Source organism: Lactiplantibacillus fabifermentans DSM 21115, from assembly GCF_000498955.2.
In the GTDB taxonomy this organism is placed as follows: Bacteria; Bacillota; Bacilli; order Lactobacillales; family Lactobacillaceae; genus Lactiplantibacillus; species Lactiplantibacillus fabifermentans.
The window spans coordinates 1-16,812 of record NZ_AYGX02000057.1 but is presented as its reverse complement, the minus strand read 5'-3'; the positions used below and the strand labels follow the sequence as shown (position 1 = coordinate 16,812).

The window sequence follows — 16,812 nt, the reverse complement described above, 5'->3', positions numbered from 1 at the left end:
TGATCTTTTTTGTCCGAACAGCGTTCGGATTAATTTTACAATCTACCATATAAATATATGTTGAGGTGAGTCACATGGAAAAATATTTAGCTATTGATATTGGTGGGACCGATGTAAAATATGCCATCATTGATCGTGAAGGTCATCAATGGGTATTAAATAAAATGCGCACGGTGACAACGTCATTAGCCGCATTTGTCACGCAATTACAACGATTAGTTGACCACTATCAGGATGAAATCAGTGGTATCGCCATTAGTGTTCCAGGACGGGTGCAACATCCAACTGACCGGATTGATTTTGGCGGGTCATTACCCTTTTTGAATGGCGTTTGTTTAGCGGATGAGTTAACCGCGGTAGTCCCAATTGTGGTTGAAAACGATGGTAAAGCAGCCACGTTAGCTGAGTTGTGGCACGGTGAATTGAAAGCGGTTAATAATGGGTTGGTACTTGTCCTGGGGACGGCAGTTGGTGGTGGTTTAGTCTTGAATCACCAACTGGTGCGCGGGGACCACGATCAAGCTGGTGAATTGAGCTTTATGACGAGTGGGTCGCAATTTACACCACAACTGATGTACGGGTCACAAGGGTCAGCGGTGGCGATGATTGAAACGATTGCTGAGACTATTCATTTGGCGAGTCGTGACGATGGCCCGGCAGTGTTTGACGCCTTGACGGCCGGTAATCAAGAAGCACTGGCAATTTTTACGACGTTTTGTCGTCGGATTGCGACGTTGATTCAAAATGTCCAAACGTTGGTGGATGTGCACACCGTTGTGATTGGCGGCGGGATTGCCGCCCAGCCACTAGTGACACAAACTATTAATACGGAATTAGACCAGCTACGACTAGCGAGTCCACTCATGGCGGCGACGCTCAGCCGACCGCATGTCGTGACTAGTCATTACCAAAGTCGCGCCAATTTGTACGGTGCGTTATATCAATTGTTATTAACAACTAATGCAATTAAAGTGGGTCAATTATCATGAAAAATGTCACAACGCGTGCCACCACGTTGGCCATTCTTAGCATTTCGTTGTTGCCGATGACAACTGGTGTGGTAGCCAGTGCCACCCCTAAATTGATGACGAGCTTTCCAACTGCCAGCACGACGACGCTAAATTTAGTTGTGACCATACCGTCGTTTGCCATGATGGTCATGGTGCTAATTAGCGGCGCACTAGTTAAACACTGTGGTTCGAAACGCATCGTATTAAGTGGTTTAGCGATGGTAAGTTTGGCAACAATTATCGGGATGTTAGCGCCAAATGTGCAATGGCTATTAGCAGCGCGATTATTGCTCGGTGTGGGGTTAGGTTTGTATAATACATTGGCCGTTAGCTTAATTAGTCGGTTGTTTCAAGGGCCGCAGCGGCAACGTTTATTAGGTTATCAGAATGCGACGCAAGGGTTTGGGGCCTTGTTAGGCGCATTGGTTGTCGCGGCGTTACTATTAGTCAGTTGGCGCTGGGCCTATGGGTTTTACTTGATTAGCATTCCGCTATTTTTTGGATATGCGTACTATGTGCCAGAAGTTCGTTTTGCCGACAGTAATCAGACGCGGCATCAAGCGCTAACGATGCGGCAAGGTAGTTCGTTGGTACTTGATGCCGGCTGTTTATTTGGGTTGATGACTTTTTATATGTTAGCTAATCTAAAATTACCCGCGATGCTCGTTCAACACCATTGGGGCGATAGCAGCACGGGCGCATTGTTACTTGTCGTGATGGCGATTGGCACCATCGTTGCGGGTATCAGTTATCGATGGTTCAAGACCAGACTACAACGCTTAATGCTTGTTTTTAGTAGTCTCAGCATGATTGGCGGTTACGTTGCGATGTTAGTCGCATCGGCTAGTTGGGCGTTAGGTATCAGTGCCTTATTAGTTGGAACTAGTTTTGGGTGGCTGGTGCCCGAATTATTTGGACACGCCACGCAGCTTGTCCCGGCTAGTCAGGCCAATTTTGTGACAATTATTTTGATGACTAGCTCTAACTTGGCTAACTTCGCCGCGCCATTTGTGATGGTCATGCTCACACCGAGTGGCTCACTCGAGCAATTTATCACGCGGAGCCTGGGGGTGTTAGCAAGTTTAGCAGTGGTTGAATTGCTAAGCTTTTGGTGGCAACGGGGACACGTCGTCTTAAATTAAAATGGTAATGTGGTTAATGACGACCACATTACCATTTTTTATAGTATTCGTTGTTGCTGGCGAAATTTAGAGGGCGTTAAGCCAAGTTGTTTTTTGAAGGCCCGGGTTAATTCGCCTTGGTTGGCAAACCCCAGTTCATCTGAGATTTCACCGATTGTTTGATCAGTAAATACGAGTTGCAGGCGTGCATGCTGAATCTTTTGTGTGATGATGAATTGCATGATGGGTTGGTGGGTCGTTTGCTTGAATAGATGCATCAAATAAGATTGACTGGTATGCACATGGTCCGCGACTTCCGCAACGGTTTTAATCGTTTGCATATTATCATAGATGTATTCTTGGGCCAGGTAGACGATTGAGGGAATATTTTGCCGCTTGATTCGGGCGACTTTTTTTAAAAAGAGTTCGCCAATAATCCGTGTGTACTCGTAAACATTCGTAATTTCAGACTGGTGTTCGGCGGTTTGAATACACTGATCACTCAGGGCATAGGCGCCTTCAGCGAACATCCCGCCCCGAATTGCCGCACGCGTGAATAGTGTCGTGGCAGCAATCGTGATGTTCTTTTTACTACGCAAATCATAGTTAGCCAATTTACCGAAATTGCCGGCTGCCATAAAAGGAACGTAGTAATGATTGAATTCCGATAAGTTACCATGTTCGACGCCTAGTAACATTTGCTGTTCGGCTAAGTAACCTTGATAATACGCATGTCGTTCCTCAGGTTCGTCGGTTTCTCGCGGTAACCGCGTTGGGGCAGTTAACTCCGCATTGACTTGGTCGAGTTGGTTTTGTGAAAAATGGCCCCAAGTTTTAGTCATCGTATAATAAAGCAAGTTAAGCTGGGATTTAAACTGTTCAATACTGATCATCGGGAGTTGGTCCGAATAATTCGGACTGCCTTGAACGGAAGCATTATTATTCCAAACGACAATTCGTTGCGATTGATAAGCAAATAAGCCGATTAAGCCAAGGTCCGCCGTGAAAACCAAGTTTAGTTCAGTCGGTAATGAAGCGGGTAGTTTTTGGAGCCAGTTGCCCGGTAAAGCGGGCGTTACGGGATTTTTAAACGCGGTCGTCAACGTGAGTTGCTGATCAAAAACGTAGGTTGGTAAGGCAGTGGCAGTATGGAAATAAGTCAAAATTTTGAGAAAATTAGCAGTCATGAAATCACCTTTTACTTATATTTTATAAAAAATAGCTGAATTAGTTAAATTAATTATTTTAATTATAGCATAATCATTCTTGTAAGCGATTACTGAAACCGGTTGCTGATGTTGAGTGACCTCATGAGGTGATATTAAATGAAAATCGAAACAATTGAAATTAATCATATGCGTCAACCGATGGGCTTTCAATTTCCATCGTTGACGATTCAAGCGACCATCAATGGAACGGTCACAGAAAAGTTAACTCGCCAGCTCACGATTAAAATGGGCGCTACGGTGGTTTATCAAACGGATTGGGAAGCGGCTCCAACGCTGACATTTGAGGTGACTAAATTGAAGTTAACGCCCCGGACCCGTTACACTGTCACGGTGGCGTTGAGAACGGCCCGTACCAAGGTTGAAAAATCAACTTGGTTTGAAACTGGCCTGGGCCAATCTGCATTGAGTGGTCAGTGGCTCGGCACCACACGCGATGATTTACATGGCATCGAATTAACCAAACAGATTATGGTGCCCAAAGATATTAAGCAAGCTCGATTATATGTGACCGGCTTGGGCTTATATGAGGCTTATCTGGACGGTCACAAAGTTGGGCAGGAATATTTAGCACCCGGCTTTACGAATTACAATTATTATTTGCAAGTAGCAACTTATGACGTTTCCCGCTTGCTACAAATCGCTGGTGAACACCAACTAACGATTCGCTTAGCCGATGGTTGGTATCGTGGCAAGCTGGGCTTGAGTCACCGGGGCGGGACTGCTGCCGTATACGGAAACACATTGATGGCCAATGCTGAACTGCATTATCAAGATGTCAGTGGTGTTGATCATCAAGTCGTGACTGATGAAACTTGGCAAGCCCAATTATCACCGGTTACGCATGCCGGTATTTATTACGGGGAAGATTATGATGCAACGCAATTAACGACGCCAATTCCATTAACCACTTTCCCCAAGCCTAGCAAGTACGTGGTGGATCGCTTAAGTTTACCGATTACGGCGCATGAACAGTTGCCGGTAAAGCAAGTGATTCAGACCCAACATGGGGATACGGTGCTAGATTTCGGGCAAAACTTTGCCGGCTGGGTCACGTTTAACAATCATTTGCCAAAAGGTGCAAAGGTGAGTCTGGAATTTGGCGAGATTATGCAAAATGGCGAATTCTATCGTGATAATTTGCGGTCGGCACGGGCGGCCTTTACTTATGTGAGTGATGGGCAAACGGGTCCCGTCCGGCCACACTTTACTTACTTTGGCTTTCGCTACGTGCGACTGGTCGACTTTCCAACCATTGACCCGGACGATTTTACCGGAGTGGCACTGTATTCGGACATGGCAACCACTGGCAAATTGACTACTGACAATCCAGAAGTTAATCAACTGTTTAACAATGTGATGTGGGGACAAAAAAGTAATTTTATGGATGTACCGACTGATTGCCCGCAACGCGATGAACGTTTAGGTTGGACCGGCGATGCCGCAATTTTTGCGCGGACCGCCAGCTATAACATGAATACGTATCAATTCTTTACGAAATACAGTTTTGACATGGCCGTGGAACAGAGTTTACATCAAGGCAAACTAACTTTATACGCCCCGGCGGTTGACCAGCCGGATGGTGGGAAAGCCGTTTGGAGCGATGCGGCCACGATTATTCCGTGGACCATGTATTTACGGACCGGTGACACAGCCATCTTGCAACGCAGCTTTGGCGCGATGGCCTCGTGGGTTGATTGGGTCCATGACCGGACCAAGGCGCAAGGTCAGCCTTATTTATGGCTTGATGATGATCAACTGGGCGATTGGTTGGCACTCGACACTGAAGATATTTTACATTTAAAAGGCCGCACACCTGATGATTTAATTGCAAGCGCTTATTATTATTATTCAGCTAAGATTGTGGCCCAGGTCGCGCAAGTGCTGGACAAACAACCGGAACAAACTTACTACCAAGATTTAGCGCAACATATTAAAGATGCATTTTTAGCTGAATTCTTCACGGCAAGTGGCCGCTTGATAACCCAAACGCAAACCGGCTTGGCATTGTGCTTAACGTTGGGGCTAGTACCGACAGGGCAAGGGTCGGCTTTGACCCAAGCGTTGGTCACCGCAGTTGAAAAACAGCAAAATCATTTAACGACTGGCTTTGTCGGTACACCAGCGTTACTACCGGCACTTTCAGCCAATGGTGAACATGCTTTGGCGATGAATGTCTTTTTGAATGAGAGCTTTCCAGGGTGGTTATATGAAGTGCAACATGGCGCTACCACGATTTGGGAACGCTGGGATTCGGTCCAAGCGGATGGCACAATCAATGACAATGGAATGAATTCGCTGAATCATTATTCGGCGGGGGCGGTAATGCAATGGGGTTACGAATATTTACTTGGCCTACAATTTGGTAAAGACGCCCAGCACGTCACGATTGCCCCTGGCGTTGATCCGCAATTACGGTTCGTGAGCGGCCAAACCGCTATCGCGACCGGCACGATTAAGCTGGCTTGGCGCATCTTGAATGCGTTGGGAACCAAGGCTCAGCTAGACTTAACGATTCCGTACGGCACTACGGCGACGATTAACATACCGCGAGCAACGAGTTGGCAAGTCGGCGCGAATACTTATCCGAATGGGAGTGATTTACCGGCGGGCCAATACGTGATTACTTGGACACCGACGACACCATTTTTAAACCAAGCAACGGTCGATACACAACTGGTGAAGTACAATGCTGATACGGCGTTAACGAATAAATTAAGTCAAGTCGTTCCATTCTGGGGATTCTTGACTTTACCCGGTAATATGCAGAACTTTGAACAATATTCATTACGTCAACTCAGCGCCGAGATGCGCGGCATTGGTTTTACGCCATTTGATGACCCAACGATTGAAAAAATTAATGCCATCTTTAAAACAGCAGCCCAACAACAGGCTCAAAAGGAGGAAACAACTCATGCGTAAATTATTCATGCGGCTATCATTATTATTACTTTCTATCTTTACGGTAAGTGCCGGGGCGACTGCGGCTACGATTCCAATGATGATGCGCAGCTTTCCAAATATTAGTCCAACTTTGATTGAATTATTGATGACGGTACCCTCACTAGGCATTATTATCTTTACGCCGTTAAGTAACTTTTTTGCCGACCGCTTTAGTGTTAAAAATACGATTTTGACCGGCTTAATTGTCATTTTAATCTCCGGCATTACGCCAGCAGTAACGTTAAACTTTCCCTTGATTTTTGCTTCTCGGATTGGAATTGGTGTGGGGACCGGCTTATTAGCTTCGTTTGCACAATCATTGATCATTCAATTATTCGACGGCGACGACCAACAACACATGATGGGACTTTCCAGTGTGTTCCAAGGCTTAGGAATGTTTGTCATTACTTATTTTGCCGGGGTATTAATGAACTTCAATTGGCAAACGGCTTATTGGGTTTATGTGATTGCGTTACCAATTGCCTTATTAGTCGCTTTCTTTATTCCCAAAGGGGTTGGCCAAGTCGCGACCACCACATCCGCAGTTGCCACCAATAGTAAACATGTCGACGGTAAAGTTTGGGTATTAGCAGGTTTTGCGTTCTTATTCAATGTGACGTTTGCCTTCATCACGATTAAGTTTGCCACCCTCGTGGTGACGCGTCATTACGGGACGGTCATGGATGCTAGTACGTTGTTAGGTATGATGTCGTTTGCAATGGCAGCCGGTGGGTTTATCTTCATGTACATTCAAAAGCATTGGCGCGCTTATTCAATGGCGATTGCCTTAGGGTTTGCGACGTTAGCTTTTCTAATATTGACGGTATCACATTCGTTAGTATTGAGTGGTATTGGGGTGATCTTTGTCGGTATCGCGGTAGCCGTATTCATGGCATCAATGGTCACGTCAGTCGGTTATTTAACTTCGGCGCCACAAGTGCCATTCTCAACTTCAGTTGCCATTACATGTGCTAATGTCGGAACGTTAGTATCACCATATGTTGCTCAATTATTGAGTCAATGGTTTGGTAACACCACTGCTGGTTTCACATTCATGGTGGGGACCTTCATCTTTGCAGTGTTATTCATCTTGGCAATGTTTGCTGGGGCCAATTATGGCAAACTTGGCTATACCACTTCTAAGACCCATCAACAAGCAATGTAAGGAGGAAAACGCATGTTAAGTTCAGCAGCACGACAAGCAATTACGATTGCCAAAACGATTAAAGCTCAACAATCGATGACGTTAACGCCGGAAAATATTTTGGCGGCGCGTCAGGGTGCCGACACCGGTAATCCCTTTGAAATGCCTGCGGATATTCAGTTAAAAATCGTCAATACGGATACCGTGCACGGTGAATTTTATTTATTGCCAACACATCAATCGACGGTATTAATGTTTTTACACGGTGGTGCTTACATGACCGGTACCGTCAAGTCACGACGACAATTAGCGGTCAATCTTGCCCAACAATGTGGCTACGACACTTTTGCAGTCGATTATCGGCAATATCCGGAAGCCAAACATCCAGCCGCACAACAAGATGTGGAAGCCGCTTATGATTATTTACAATCTCATTATGACCATGTCGTTATTTTTGGCGAATCAGCGGGGGCTAGTTTGGCGTTATCATTGACTTTAAGCCTACTGTCAAAAGGCAAACGTTTGCCAGCGAAAGTGAGCGTCTTTTCACCAGTGATTTTGCAACTCAATGTGTTAACTTCCGAATTCACCCGTCAAGAACGGGACCCGATGTTACTCGGTGCGGGTGAGCCGGTGCAATATTTCGACGAACCAGCTAGCCAATCACCATTAGTATCAGCGATTTATGGCGACTATCATGGTTTTCCACCACTGCAAATTAATTGTGGTACCGAAGAAGTGAAGTATGACGATGCCGTTATTTTGAATGATATTTGTCAAAAGGCTGGGGTATCAGTCAGTTTCAAAGCATGGCGTGATTTATTTCACGTCTTTGTCTTGTTCGATATGCCAGAAAGTCGGCTAGCACTGCAACAAATCGGTGCATTTTTAAAAGTAGCTTAACCTCAAAGTCCCACCTAATCGCGTCATGCTGATTAGGTGGGACTTTGAGATTAGTTATCGGTTAAATTTCGGGTGACTTGTTGCGCTAACTTTAAAAACAGTTGCGTTTCCTGTGGCGAGAGGTTGCCAGTCGCACGCGTTTCGGTCTGTTGCCAAGCTTTGCAATTGTGAATGGCTCGAAAGAGGGCTCCCGGATCCCCGATAGTAATCAGGTTAATAAACTGGCAGCCATTCATATAATTATCAGTATTTTTATTGTGAGCAGCATCAATAATCGAAACTAATCATTGATATTAGTTATCAAGGCCAACTTACGAACATTGGAAAAAATAAATAACGGCAATTCTTATCACAACGCGGTTTAAAAGGGTAAACACGATACCAAGATTAAAGCTACTATGAATGCTAATATTGACGGCGTTTAACGATGATTTAGAACTACAACTGTTCCTGATATATTCGCATAAATGATGATAAATTAATCGTTAGCTAAGACAATGACCATACATTCGGAAAATACGATGATTTAATAAATTCCATGCTACAATGTGCATCGTAAATGGTTAACCACAGTAATTAAACCTTGGTGAGGATGTTTGCTTGGTTATCAATTTATAAACTAATTAATGGATTTTCCAGGCATGATTTGGAAATCTAACTAAAGGATTTTAAGCAAAGGGGTGCTTAATAATGAGTAAAAAGGCAAGTAGCTGGTTAATGGCTGGCGCATTGTTATTGGGAGCAACTTTACCAGTTGTGGCGCAGGCTGCGACGGTGACGAGCACGAAAGGGTCAACGGATAGCCAAGTTGAATTTACGGCGCCGTCAAATGTGACGAAGCCAGTCGATCCGACTGACCCGGGGACCACGGTAACCGATCCAGATAGTGGGGATAATGGGGGTGCGACCGTTGATGGGGCGTTGACTTTCTTATATGTGTCACCGGCTATTAATTTTGGTTCCCATCAGACGGTCACCACGGGGACCCAGTCCATTCAAAATGACAGTACTGGAACACCGGTAACCGTCACGTCACAAAAGTTCGGGTCAACCGCTGCGAACACGAATTTAGTTACTGAAATTTCAGATACGCGTGGGACCAATGCTGGTTGGAACGTCCAAGTTAGCAGTTCGGCGTTAACTTTGACGGGTGGCAGCGACACGCTAAAAGGGGCCTATGTTAACTTGAGCGCCGCCGATACTAGTAAGAATACGATTGCCAACTCCGCTAGCACCACGGGGATTAGTGGTACTGACACGCAATTGTCGACGGATACCGCTAACGCTGCCACGATTTATACGGCGTCGACTGATAATGGGGCCGGTTCGACCGCCTTTCAATTATCACCGGACAACATCTCGATGACGAGCATTCCGGCTAACGTCAAGAGTGGGACGTATACGGGCGAGTTAACCTGGACTTTGAATGATACACCAACCAATTAACTAACCAATTTCGTGAAAAAGCCCCGCGCTTTTTCGCGGGTACATATTATCGTGGGGGTAAGCAAATGGATAAATTAAAAAAATTATGGTTAGGACTAGTCGCGTTAGTTGGTTTAATTAGTTTCAGTAGTGGTCAAATCCAGGCAGCTAATGTCACCAATAATGTTGGCTACACCGTGAAAGCCACGTTGCCAGCGAATCAAATCAATGCGAAAAACACTTTTTTTGATTTGCGCATTCATGCCGGTCAAACCGAAACCTTGCGGGCCACGATTTATAATCAAACGAATCGGGATATTAAAGTCAAAACGGCGATTCATACGGCGTGGACGAATGCTAATGGGACGATTGACTATACGAATACGACCAATACTTATGATTCGTCATTACAGTATCCGATGAGTACGTTGACTAAAATTCAAGGGGCGCAAACGTTGACGATTCCCGCCAATGGTCACCAAGTTGTCCACGCAACCGTTAGAGTGCCCCAAACATCATTTAATGGGGTCATTTTGGGTGGTTGGTTCTTCAAACGGGTCGACCAGAAAGTGACGGGGACGGTCAAAGGGGCTAGTAATATCCGGAACGCCTATTCATATGTGATTGGCCTGAAATACACCTTGGGTAAGCTCCCGGCACCGACTGTCAAATTAGGGTCAGTGGGTGCGGGCACGTTCAATTATCACCGCGGAATTATCGTTAACTTGCGAAATCCGCGGGCCATTATGATTCCTAACCTGACGACCCAAACGACGATCACTAATCGCCAAACGCAGCAGGTCGTCAAAAAGCAAACGCAAAAAAATGTTCAATTGGCACCGAATACGGTCTATCGATATCCATTGTTAACAGGGCAAACGGCGTTAAAAGCCGGGCGGTATCATTTACACATGATTGTTAAAAATAGCAGTCATCGGTGGGTGTTAGACCGCGACTTTACTATTTCAGCGTCGCAGGCTAAGCAAGCAAATGCCGCGATTGGTGACCACCAAGGCTTAAGTGTCTGGCTAGTTTTGGCGCTGGGAGCCTTAGCGATGTTGATTCTAGTGCTATTGATTTGGTTAATTATTGTGTTGATTCGACGTCATAAACGGCAAAATACGGCGGAATAGAAAGGGGTTGCTGACATGCGTCAACTGAAATTAATGTTGTTGAGTTTGATTTTAGTCAGTTTAGGCTTGCCGGCGCCACCGCTTCAAGCTGCGGCAACCGGCCAGACTGAAGTTGGCGTGACTATCGTAGCGCCATCGCCGACCACGACAGCGATGGATGATCAGATTCCGACGGGTCGCGTGGCGCAAAAAGTGTCGGCCCCCGTAACGCCGCATACCACAACGAGCGTCTTGCGAACGGGTCGGTTACCGCAAACTAACGAGAGCATTCAGTGGTTATGGCAATGGCTAGGCCGCGGCATATTGCTAGCCGGTCTACTAGCAATATGGTTGTGGTGGTTACAACGTCAGCCGCGTACAAAGGGGGCAGCGCAATGAAAAATTGGCGTCGACGATTAGTTGTCAGCCTGATTATCCTCCTAGGTTTGGTTAGTTGGGACACCGTTAGTGCCCAAGCCGCCGCTTCGGGGACGACTGGTAGCGCGAGTTATACTAATACGAGTGGTACGCGACTCATTGGTTTTACGGGCTATACGTTGAGTAATTATATTCAGTTCAGTGCCGTGTCAGCCAATAACGTTGAAAATAATCGGGTAACCAAATATACGACGGAGATTTATGCCACTGTGGATAGTAGTTATAAGGTGCTTAATACGAGTAACTTCACGTTTTCGAAAGCTTATTTGGATGTATTTGACCCCAATGGCAAGTCGTTATTAACCGGGACACCCACTTATGCGACGGTTTCGGGGTCGAAAGTGACTTTCCCAACTACCAAGCAGACCTTAAAAGTCGACTTGTCAAAATTAGGAACAAAGGCCCTGCAATTACCGATTTACGTCGGAGTCAGCTTTACCCCCACGGTGACGAATACGGATGGTAGTGCGATGTGGTTTGCTTATGGTTTTGGTAAGTTCTCGGGTGATGCGACGGTGCAAAATGCACTGGCCGATGTCACTCAAGTGAACGCTTCTGACCAGCAGCTGACGGGGACTGCTGAACCGAATTCAACCGTCAGTGTCACGTTGACCGTCGATGGGGCTGACCAGACCTTTACTGCGGTAACCGGTGCGGATGGCAAGTATACAATTGCATTAGGCAAACCGTTGACCCAGCTAGGTAATCCCAGCAACGTGACCGTGACTGAAAGTAACGATATGGGGGATACGAAGTCCGCCACAGCGAGCGTTAACCAGTCATACCCGGTGCTCAGTGCCACGAATTCAACCTTGACTTTGACGCCAGATGACTTAACTGATCTGACCAATGCCAGTGATGCGACTGTCATTGCTTGGATTGTTAAACAAGCGGGGATTGTCGCCAAAGATTCTACGACGAATGCGATTGACAGTGACGCGACGTTTAATTCCACCACGAGTGGTCTGGCCGATAAATTGGCGGCACTCGCGGATGGGGCTAGTTTGTCAGTCCCAATTGGGGCTACGAGCAACGGGACAGCCGCGCCGACCCCGTTGACCATAACAATCACGAAAGATAACGGGACGCTTAAGTTTACGAGCGTCAGTGATACGCTCGATTATGGTAGCTTACAAGTGCCTAGTAAAACGACCTTGTTTGCGCCGGCTAGTGCGGTGGCGGTAACGATCGCCGACACGCGGGCGGCCGGCTCGCCATGGACGGTCACTGCCACGGCGAGTGTTTTGACGGCCAATGATGGCAGTCAAAAACAATTAAATGGGCAACTCATGTATGTTGATAGTACCGGGGCCGCCCAGTCATTAACCTCGGCGGTGCCAGTTGCGAGTGGCACTCGGAGTAAAGGCGTCAACAGTGTTAACGTCACGAATGACTGGGCAACGCAAAGTAATACCGCTGCGAAAACGGGGATTTATTTGCAGGCCCAGCCTAACATTTATACCGGGGCCAATGGGACGACATATAAAGGGACGGTCGACTGGTCATTGGAAGATACGCCGCAACAATGAGCGTGAACACCGTTAAGTATTTAAATGACCTGACGAATACCTGCTACTGAGAAAAATCGGTGGCGGGTATTTAGATTTTTATAAATGAAATGCCGACTAATATCAGCACAACACCTGGCGATTCTTTGATTGACGGATTATGTGTCAGCAAGTATGCTACTCATGAGAATTGTCGTTGCAGATGATTAGAATAGTTGAGGCTGAAATGAAAAAAGTTTATTTTTTATGTACTGGCAATGCTTGTCGTAGTCAGATGGCCGAGGGTTTTGCCCGGCAATTATTACCCGCGGATTGGGTAGTGGCTAGTGCCGGCGTTGAAGTTCACGGGTTAAATCCACAAGCCGTGACGGTCATGGCGGAAGTTGGCATCGATATTTCACGCCAAACTTCCAAGTTGATTGATCGTGATTATTTGAACGCGTGTGATTTAGTGATTACCCTGTGTGGTGATGCGCGTGACCGCTGTCCCGTGACGCCCGCAACGGTTCAAAAGTTACATTGGCCCTTACCAGACCCAGCGGCCGCTAGCGGTTCAATCGCTACTCAATTAGCGGTTTTTCGGCAAGTTCGTGATGAGATTAAACAGCGTGTATTAACTTTGGGTGCGCGTGACTATACTGAAAAGTAGTGACAAGACTTATTGCCACTACTTTTTGTTAGATACAAATTCGTCTGGGCTAACTGTCATATAAGTTGGTCATTAGCGATTGTAACCGCAGCCAAGACCGTCGTAGCTCGATTTGTTCTCAAAGTGCCGTGTGCGAACACAAGTGAGCATATCAGCGGGTCGTTATTGTGAGAATTGCTGCGGTTAATATTTTAATTAATAATAGTAAACTTAATAATAAAAAAGTTTTTGTTTGGTATAAACACTGTAATAACAGCGAATATGCTAGCTACAATTAAGATGACAATAAAATTACCCTTGCATATAAATTAAAATTACATTAGAATTATTTTTAATTTATCACATAAGGAGGTTTTTGCATGACCTTAAAAACTCATCCACAAGCCCATCAATTAATCGAACGCGAAGATCATTATTTAGCGACCGCCGCCCGGATTAACTATTTTGACTTAGTGATTGATCATGCCCACGACGCGGTATTGACCGATGTTGATGGCAATGAGTACTTAGATTTATTAGCGAGTGCTTCCGCCATCAATGTTGGCCATACGAACGCCAAAGTCGTCAAAGCGATTCAAGATCAGGCGGCTAAGTTGATTCATTACACGCCCGCTTATTTTCATCATCAGCCGGAACAACAACTCGCGGAACGCTTAGCGAAATTAGCCCCTGGTGACGACAATGAGGTGGCTTTTGGCAATTCTGGTTCGGATGCTAATGATGCCATCATCAAATTTGCCCGGGCGTATACGGGGCGGCAGTACATAGTGTCATACATGGATGCGTATCACGGCTCAACGTATGGGTCAATGACGCTATCCGGCGTTAGTTTAAATATGGACCGTAAAATGGGGCCACTGTTGCCCGGCGTGGTACACGTGCCATATCCCGATATGTATCGGACGTTACCAAACGAAACGGAACATGATGTTGCGCAACGGTATTTCGCCGCGTTCAAAGCGCCGTTTGAATCATATCTACCCGCCGATGAAGTCGCATGTGTCTTAATCGAACCGATTCAAGGCGATGGTGGGATTCGCAAAGCACCGGCTGAGTATATGCAACTGGTCTACGATTTCTGTCACGAACATGGCATCTTATTTGCCGTCGATGAAGTTAATCAAGGCATGGGGCGCACTGGGAAGATGTGGAGCATTGAACGTTTTCAAAATATTCGACCAGATTTAATGTCGGTTGGCAAGTCGTTAGCTTCAGGGTTACCGTTAAGTGCCGTCATTGGCCGGCGCGAGGTCATGGAAAGTCTGGGCGCGCCAGCGCATGTCTTTACGACCGCGGCTAATCCGATTTGTTGTGCGGCTTCGTTAGCGACATTGGACGTGCTTGAAGAAGAACAGTTATTACATAAGTCGCTAACGGATGGTGCCTATGCGCAACAACGATTCTTAGCCCTACAAGCCAAGCATCCTAAAATTGGTCAAGTTCGGATGTATGGCTTAGATGGCGGGATTGAACTGGTAAAAGATCCCGTCACTAAAGTTGCTGACCCCGAGTTTGCCAGTGATGTAATCTATGAGGCCTTTCGTCATGGCGTAGTCATGATTACGCTGAAGGGCAATATCTTGCGGTTCCAGCCGCCGTTAGTCATCACGCGAGCACAACTAGATTTTGCGTTTAATGTGTTAGATGATGCGATGACCGCCGCTGAAAATGGCCAGGTACAACGGCCAGACGGCAAGATTGGTTGGTAAGTCAGGGAGGAATTGGATGTCTAGTTTTTGGAAAAGATTAACTTTAAAAGAAGACCCGAGTATTTATGAGGATAAGGATTCTCATTTAGCCCGGGTACTAACGGTCAAAGATTTCTTAGCGTTGGGGGTTGGGACGATTGTCTCGACGTCAATCTTCACGCTACCCGGGGTGGTGGCGGCCGAACATGCTGGTCCGGCCGTGGTGTTTTCATTTATCGTCGCGGCAATCGTGGCCGGGTTAGTGGCCTTCGCCTACGCGGAAATGGCGGCGTCAATGCCGTTTGCCGGGTCGGCCTATTCGTGGATCAACGTCATGTTTGGCGAGTTCTTCGGTTGGATTGCGGGGTGGGCGCTGTTAGCGGAATACTTTATTGCGCTAGCGTTCGTCGGCTCCGGGCTTTCAGCCAATTTACGCGGCTTGTTATCACCGCTCGGCTTCACGCTACCGAAGGCGTTGTCGAATACGTTTGGGACTAACGGCGGTATCGTGGATATTGTGGCGGTGGTCGTGATTGCCCTAGTTTCGCTATTGTTGTCACGTGGGGTCACTAAAGCATCGCGAGTCGAAAATATTTTAGTCGTCTTAAAAGTACTAGCCGTCTTAACATTTATCGTGGTTGGTGCGACTGCTATTCATTTGAAAAACTACGTGCCATTCGTCCCCAAATACCATTTAAATGCAGATGGCAGTGCGTTTGGGGGCTGGCAAGGCATCTATGCTGGGGTTTCGATGATTTTTCTCTCGTATATTGGTTTTGATTCGATTGCGGCTAACTCGGCGGAAGCCAAGAATCCGGGCAAAACGATGCCGCGCGGGATTCTCGGGTCCTTAGTGATTGCGGTGGTGTTGTTTGTGGCCGTAGCTTTAGTCTTAGTTGGGATGTTCAAGTATAATGTCTATGCCAATAATGCGGAACCCGTTGGCTGGGCTTTGCGGCATGCCGGCCATCCGATTGTTGCTAGTGTTATTCAGGCGATTGCCGTCATTGGGATGTTTACTGCGTTGATTGGGATGACGTTAGCCGGTTCGCGGTTGATCTACTCGTTTGGTCGCGATGGCATGTTACCAAAGTGGCTCGGTAAGTTAAAACACAATCAGCCTAACAACGCTTTATTGGTACTAACAATCGTTGCCATTATTATCGGGGCCTTTTGTCCATTCGCGTTTTTAGCCCAATTGATTTCGGCCGGTACCTTGATTGCCTTCATGTTCGTTTCGCTCGGCATTTATGCGTTGCGGCGCCGCGAAGGGAAAGACATTCCTGAACCGTCATTCAAAATGCCATTTTATCCGATTTTACCAACCGTGGCCTTTATTGGGGCGTTATTCGTGTTCATGGGCTTGGATATTCAAGCGAAGATTTATGCCGGTGGCTGGTTCGTCATTGGCTTGGTTATTTACTTCGCGTATGGGATACATCATTCTTATTTAGCTAAAAAACAAAAATAATCATAAAAAAGCTGATCCTGCCATCGAGGGTCAGCTTTTGTCGTATTGGCAAACTGTATATAGCAAGCAATCTATTTTAGACTTTATAATGACTGAACAACTTATTGGTATGGCGAAGTTGTTTGGTAGATTGCAAATTTAATCCGAATTTTTGGACAAATTGTTCAGCATAAC

At 46.3% G+C, this 16,812-nt stretch carries 13 protein-coding genes; 12 read left to right on the top strand and 1 reads right to left on the bottom strand.

The genetic code is table 11. The annotated features are described in order from the left end of the window. Positions 1–74 precede the first annotated feature (74 nt). Together DY78_RS04990 and DY78_RS04985 are read left to right on the top strand one after the other, a co-directional pair. Positions 75–989 (top strand): ROK family protein, encoded by a 915-nt coding sequence (locus DY78_RS04990; RefSeq protein WP_024626403.1) that lies wholly within the window; start codon positions 75–77, stop codon positions 987–989. Further along, positions 986–2,152 (top strand): MFS transporter, encoded by a 1,167-nt coding sequence (locus DY78_RS04985; RefSeq protein ID WP_024626404.1) that lies wholly within the window; start codon positions 986–988, stop codon positions 2,150–2,152. Before DY78_RS04990 ends, DY78_RS04985 begins: the two co-directional genes overlap by 4 nt. 38 nt (positions 2,153–2,190) lie before the next feature. On the opposite strand, the gene DY78_RS04980 is transcribed toward DY78_RS04985, so the two are convergent. Continuing rightward, positions 2,191–3,318 carry a helix-turn-helix domain-containing protein gene (locus DY78_RS04980; RefSeq protein ID WP_024626405.1) on the bottom strand — a complete coding sequence of 376 codons (1,128 nt, stop codon included), beginning with the start codon at positions 3,316–3,318 and terminating at the stop codon, positions 2,191–2,193. Positions 3,319–3,456: 138 nt separating this feature from the next. On the opposite strand from DY78_RS04980, the gene DY78_RS04975 reads away from it, so the two are divergent. The 10 genes from DY78_RS04975 to DY78_RS04925 all read left to right on the top strand — a co-directional run bounded on the left by DY78_RS04975 (position 3,457) and on the right by DY78_RS04925 (position 16,638). After that, entirely contained in the window at positions 3,457–6,279 is a 2,823-nt protein-coding gene (locus tag DY78_RS04975; RefSeq protein WP_024626406.1) for an alpha-L-rhamnosidase, read from the top strand. Further along, complete coding sequence (locus tag DY78_RS04970) at positions 6,272–7,465, top strand: MFS transporter (RefSeq protein WP_024626407.1); 1,194 nt, start codon at positions 6,272–6,274, stop codon at positions 7,463–7,465. Before DY78_RS04975 ends, DY78_RS04970 begins: the two co-directional genes overlap by 8 nt. 12 nt (positions 7,466–7,477) lie before the next feature. Then, positions 7,478–8,347, top strand: coding sequence for an alpha/beta hydrolase (locus tag DY78_RS04965; protein WP_024626408.1), 870 nt, complete (start codon positions 7,478–7,480; stop codon positions 8,345–8,347). A 690-nt stretch (positions 8,348–9,037) separates the two neighbouring features. After that, positions 9,038–9,793 (top strand): WxL domain-containing protein, encoded by a 756-nt coding sequence (locus DY78_RS04955; RefSeq protein ID WP_024626410.1) that lies wholly within the window; start codon positions 9,038–9,040, stop codon positions 9,791–9,793. A gap of 65 nt (positions 9,794–9,858) precedes the next feature. Then, a complete protein-coding gene (locus tag DY78_RS04950; protein WP_024626411.1) occupies positions 9,859–10,905 on the top strand; it encodes a WxLIP family cell surface protein in 1,047 nt (348 codons plus the stop codon). Positions 10,906–10,920: 15 nt separating this feature from the next. After that, entirely contained in the window at positions 10,921–11,283 is a 363-nt protein-coding gene (locus DY78_RS04945) for a hypothetical protein (RefSeq protein ID WP_024626412.1), read from the top strand. Next, positions 11,280–12,851: an Ig-like domain-containing protein gene (locus DY78_RS04940; protein WP_024626413.1), complete on the top strand. Its 1,572-nt coding sequence runs from the start codon at positions 11,280–11,282 to the stop codon at positions 12,849–12,851. Before DY78_RS04945 ends, DY78_RS04940 begins: the two co-directional genes overlap by 4 nt. Before the next feature lie 205 nt (positions 12,852–13,056). Further along, complete coding sequence (gene arsC / locus DY78_RS04935) at positions 13,057–13,479, top strand: arsenate reductase (thioredoxin) (protein ID WP_024626414.1); 423 nt, start codon at positions 13,057–13,059, stop codon at positions 13,477–13,479. Positions 13,480–13,838: 359 nt separating this feature from the next. Continuing rightward, positions 13,839–15,188: an aspartate aminotransferase family protein gene (locus DY78_RS04930; protein WP_024626415.1), complete on the top strand. Its 1,350-nt coding sequence runs from the start codon at positions 13,839–13,841 to the stop codon at positions 15,186–15,188. A gap of 16 nt (positions 15,189–15,204) precedes the next feature. Beyond that, positions 15,205–16,638: an APC family permease gene (locus DY78_RS04925; protein WP_024626416.1), complete on the top strand. Its 1,434-nt coding sequence runs from the start codon at positions 15,205–15,207 to the stop codon at positions 16,636–16,638. The last annotated feature ends 174 nt before the right edge of the window (positions 16,639–16,812 follow it).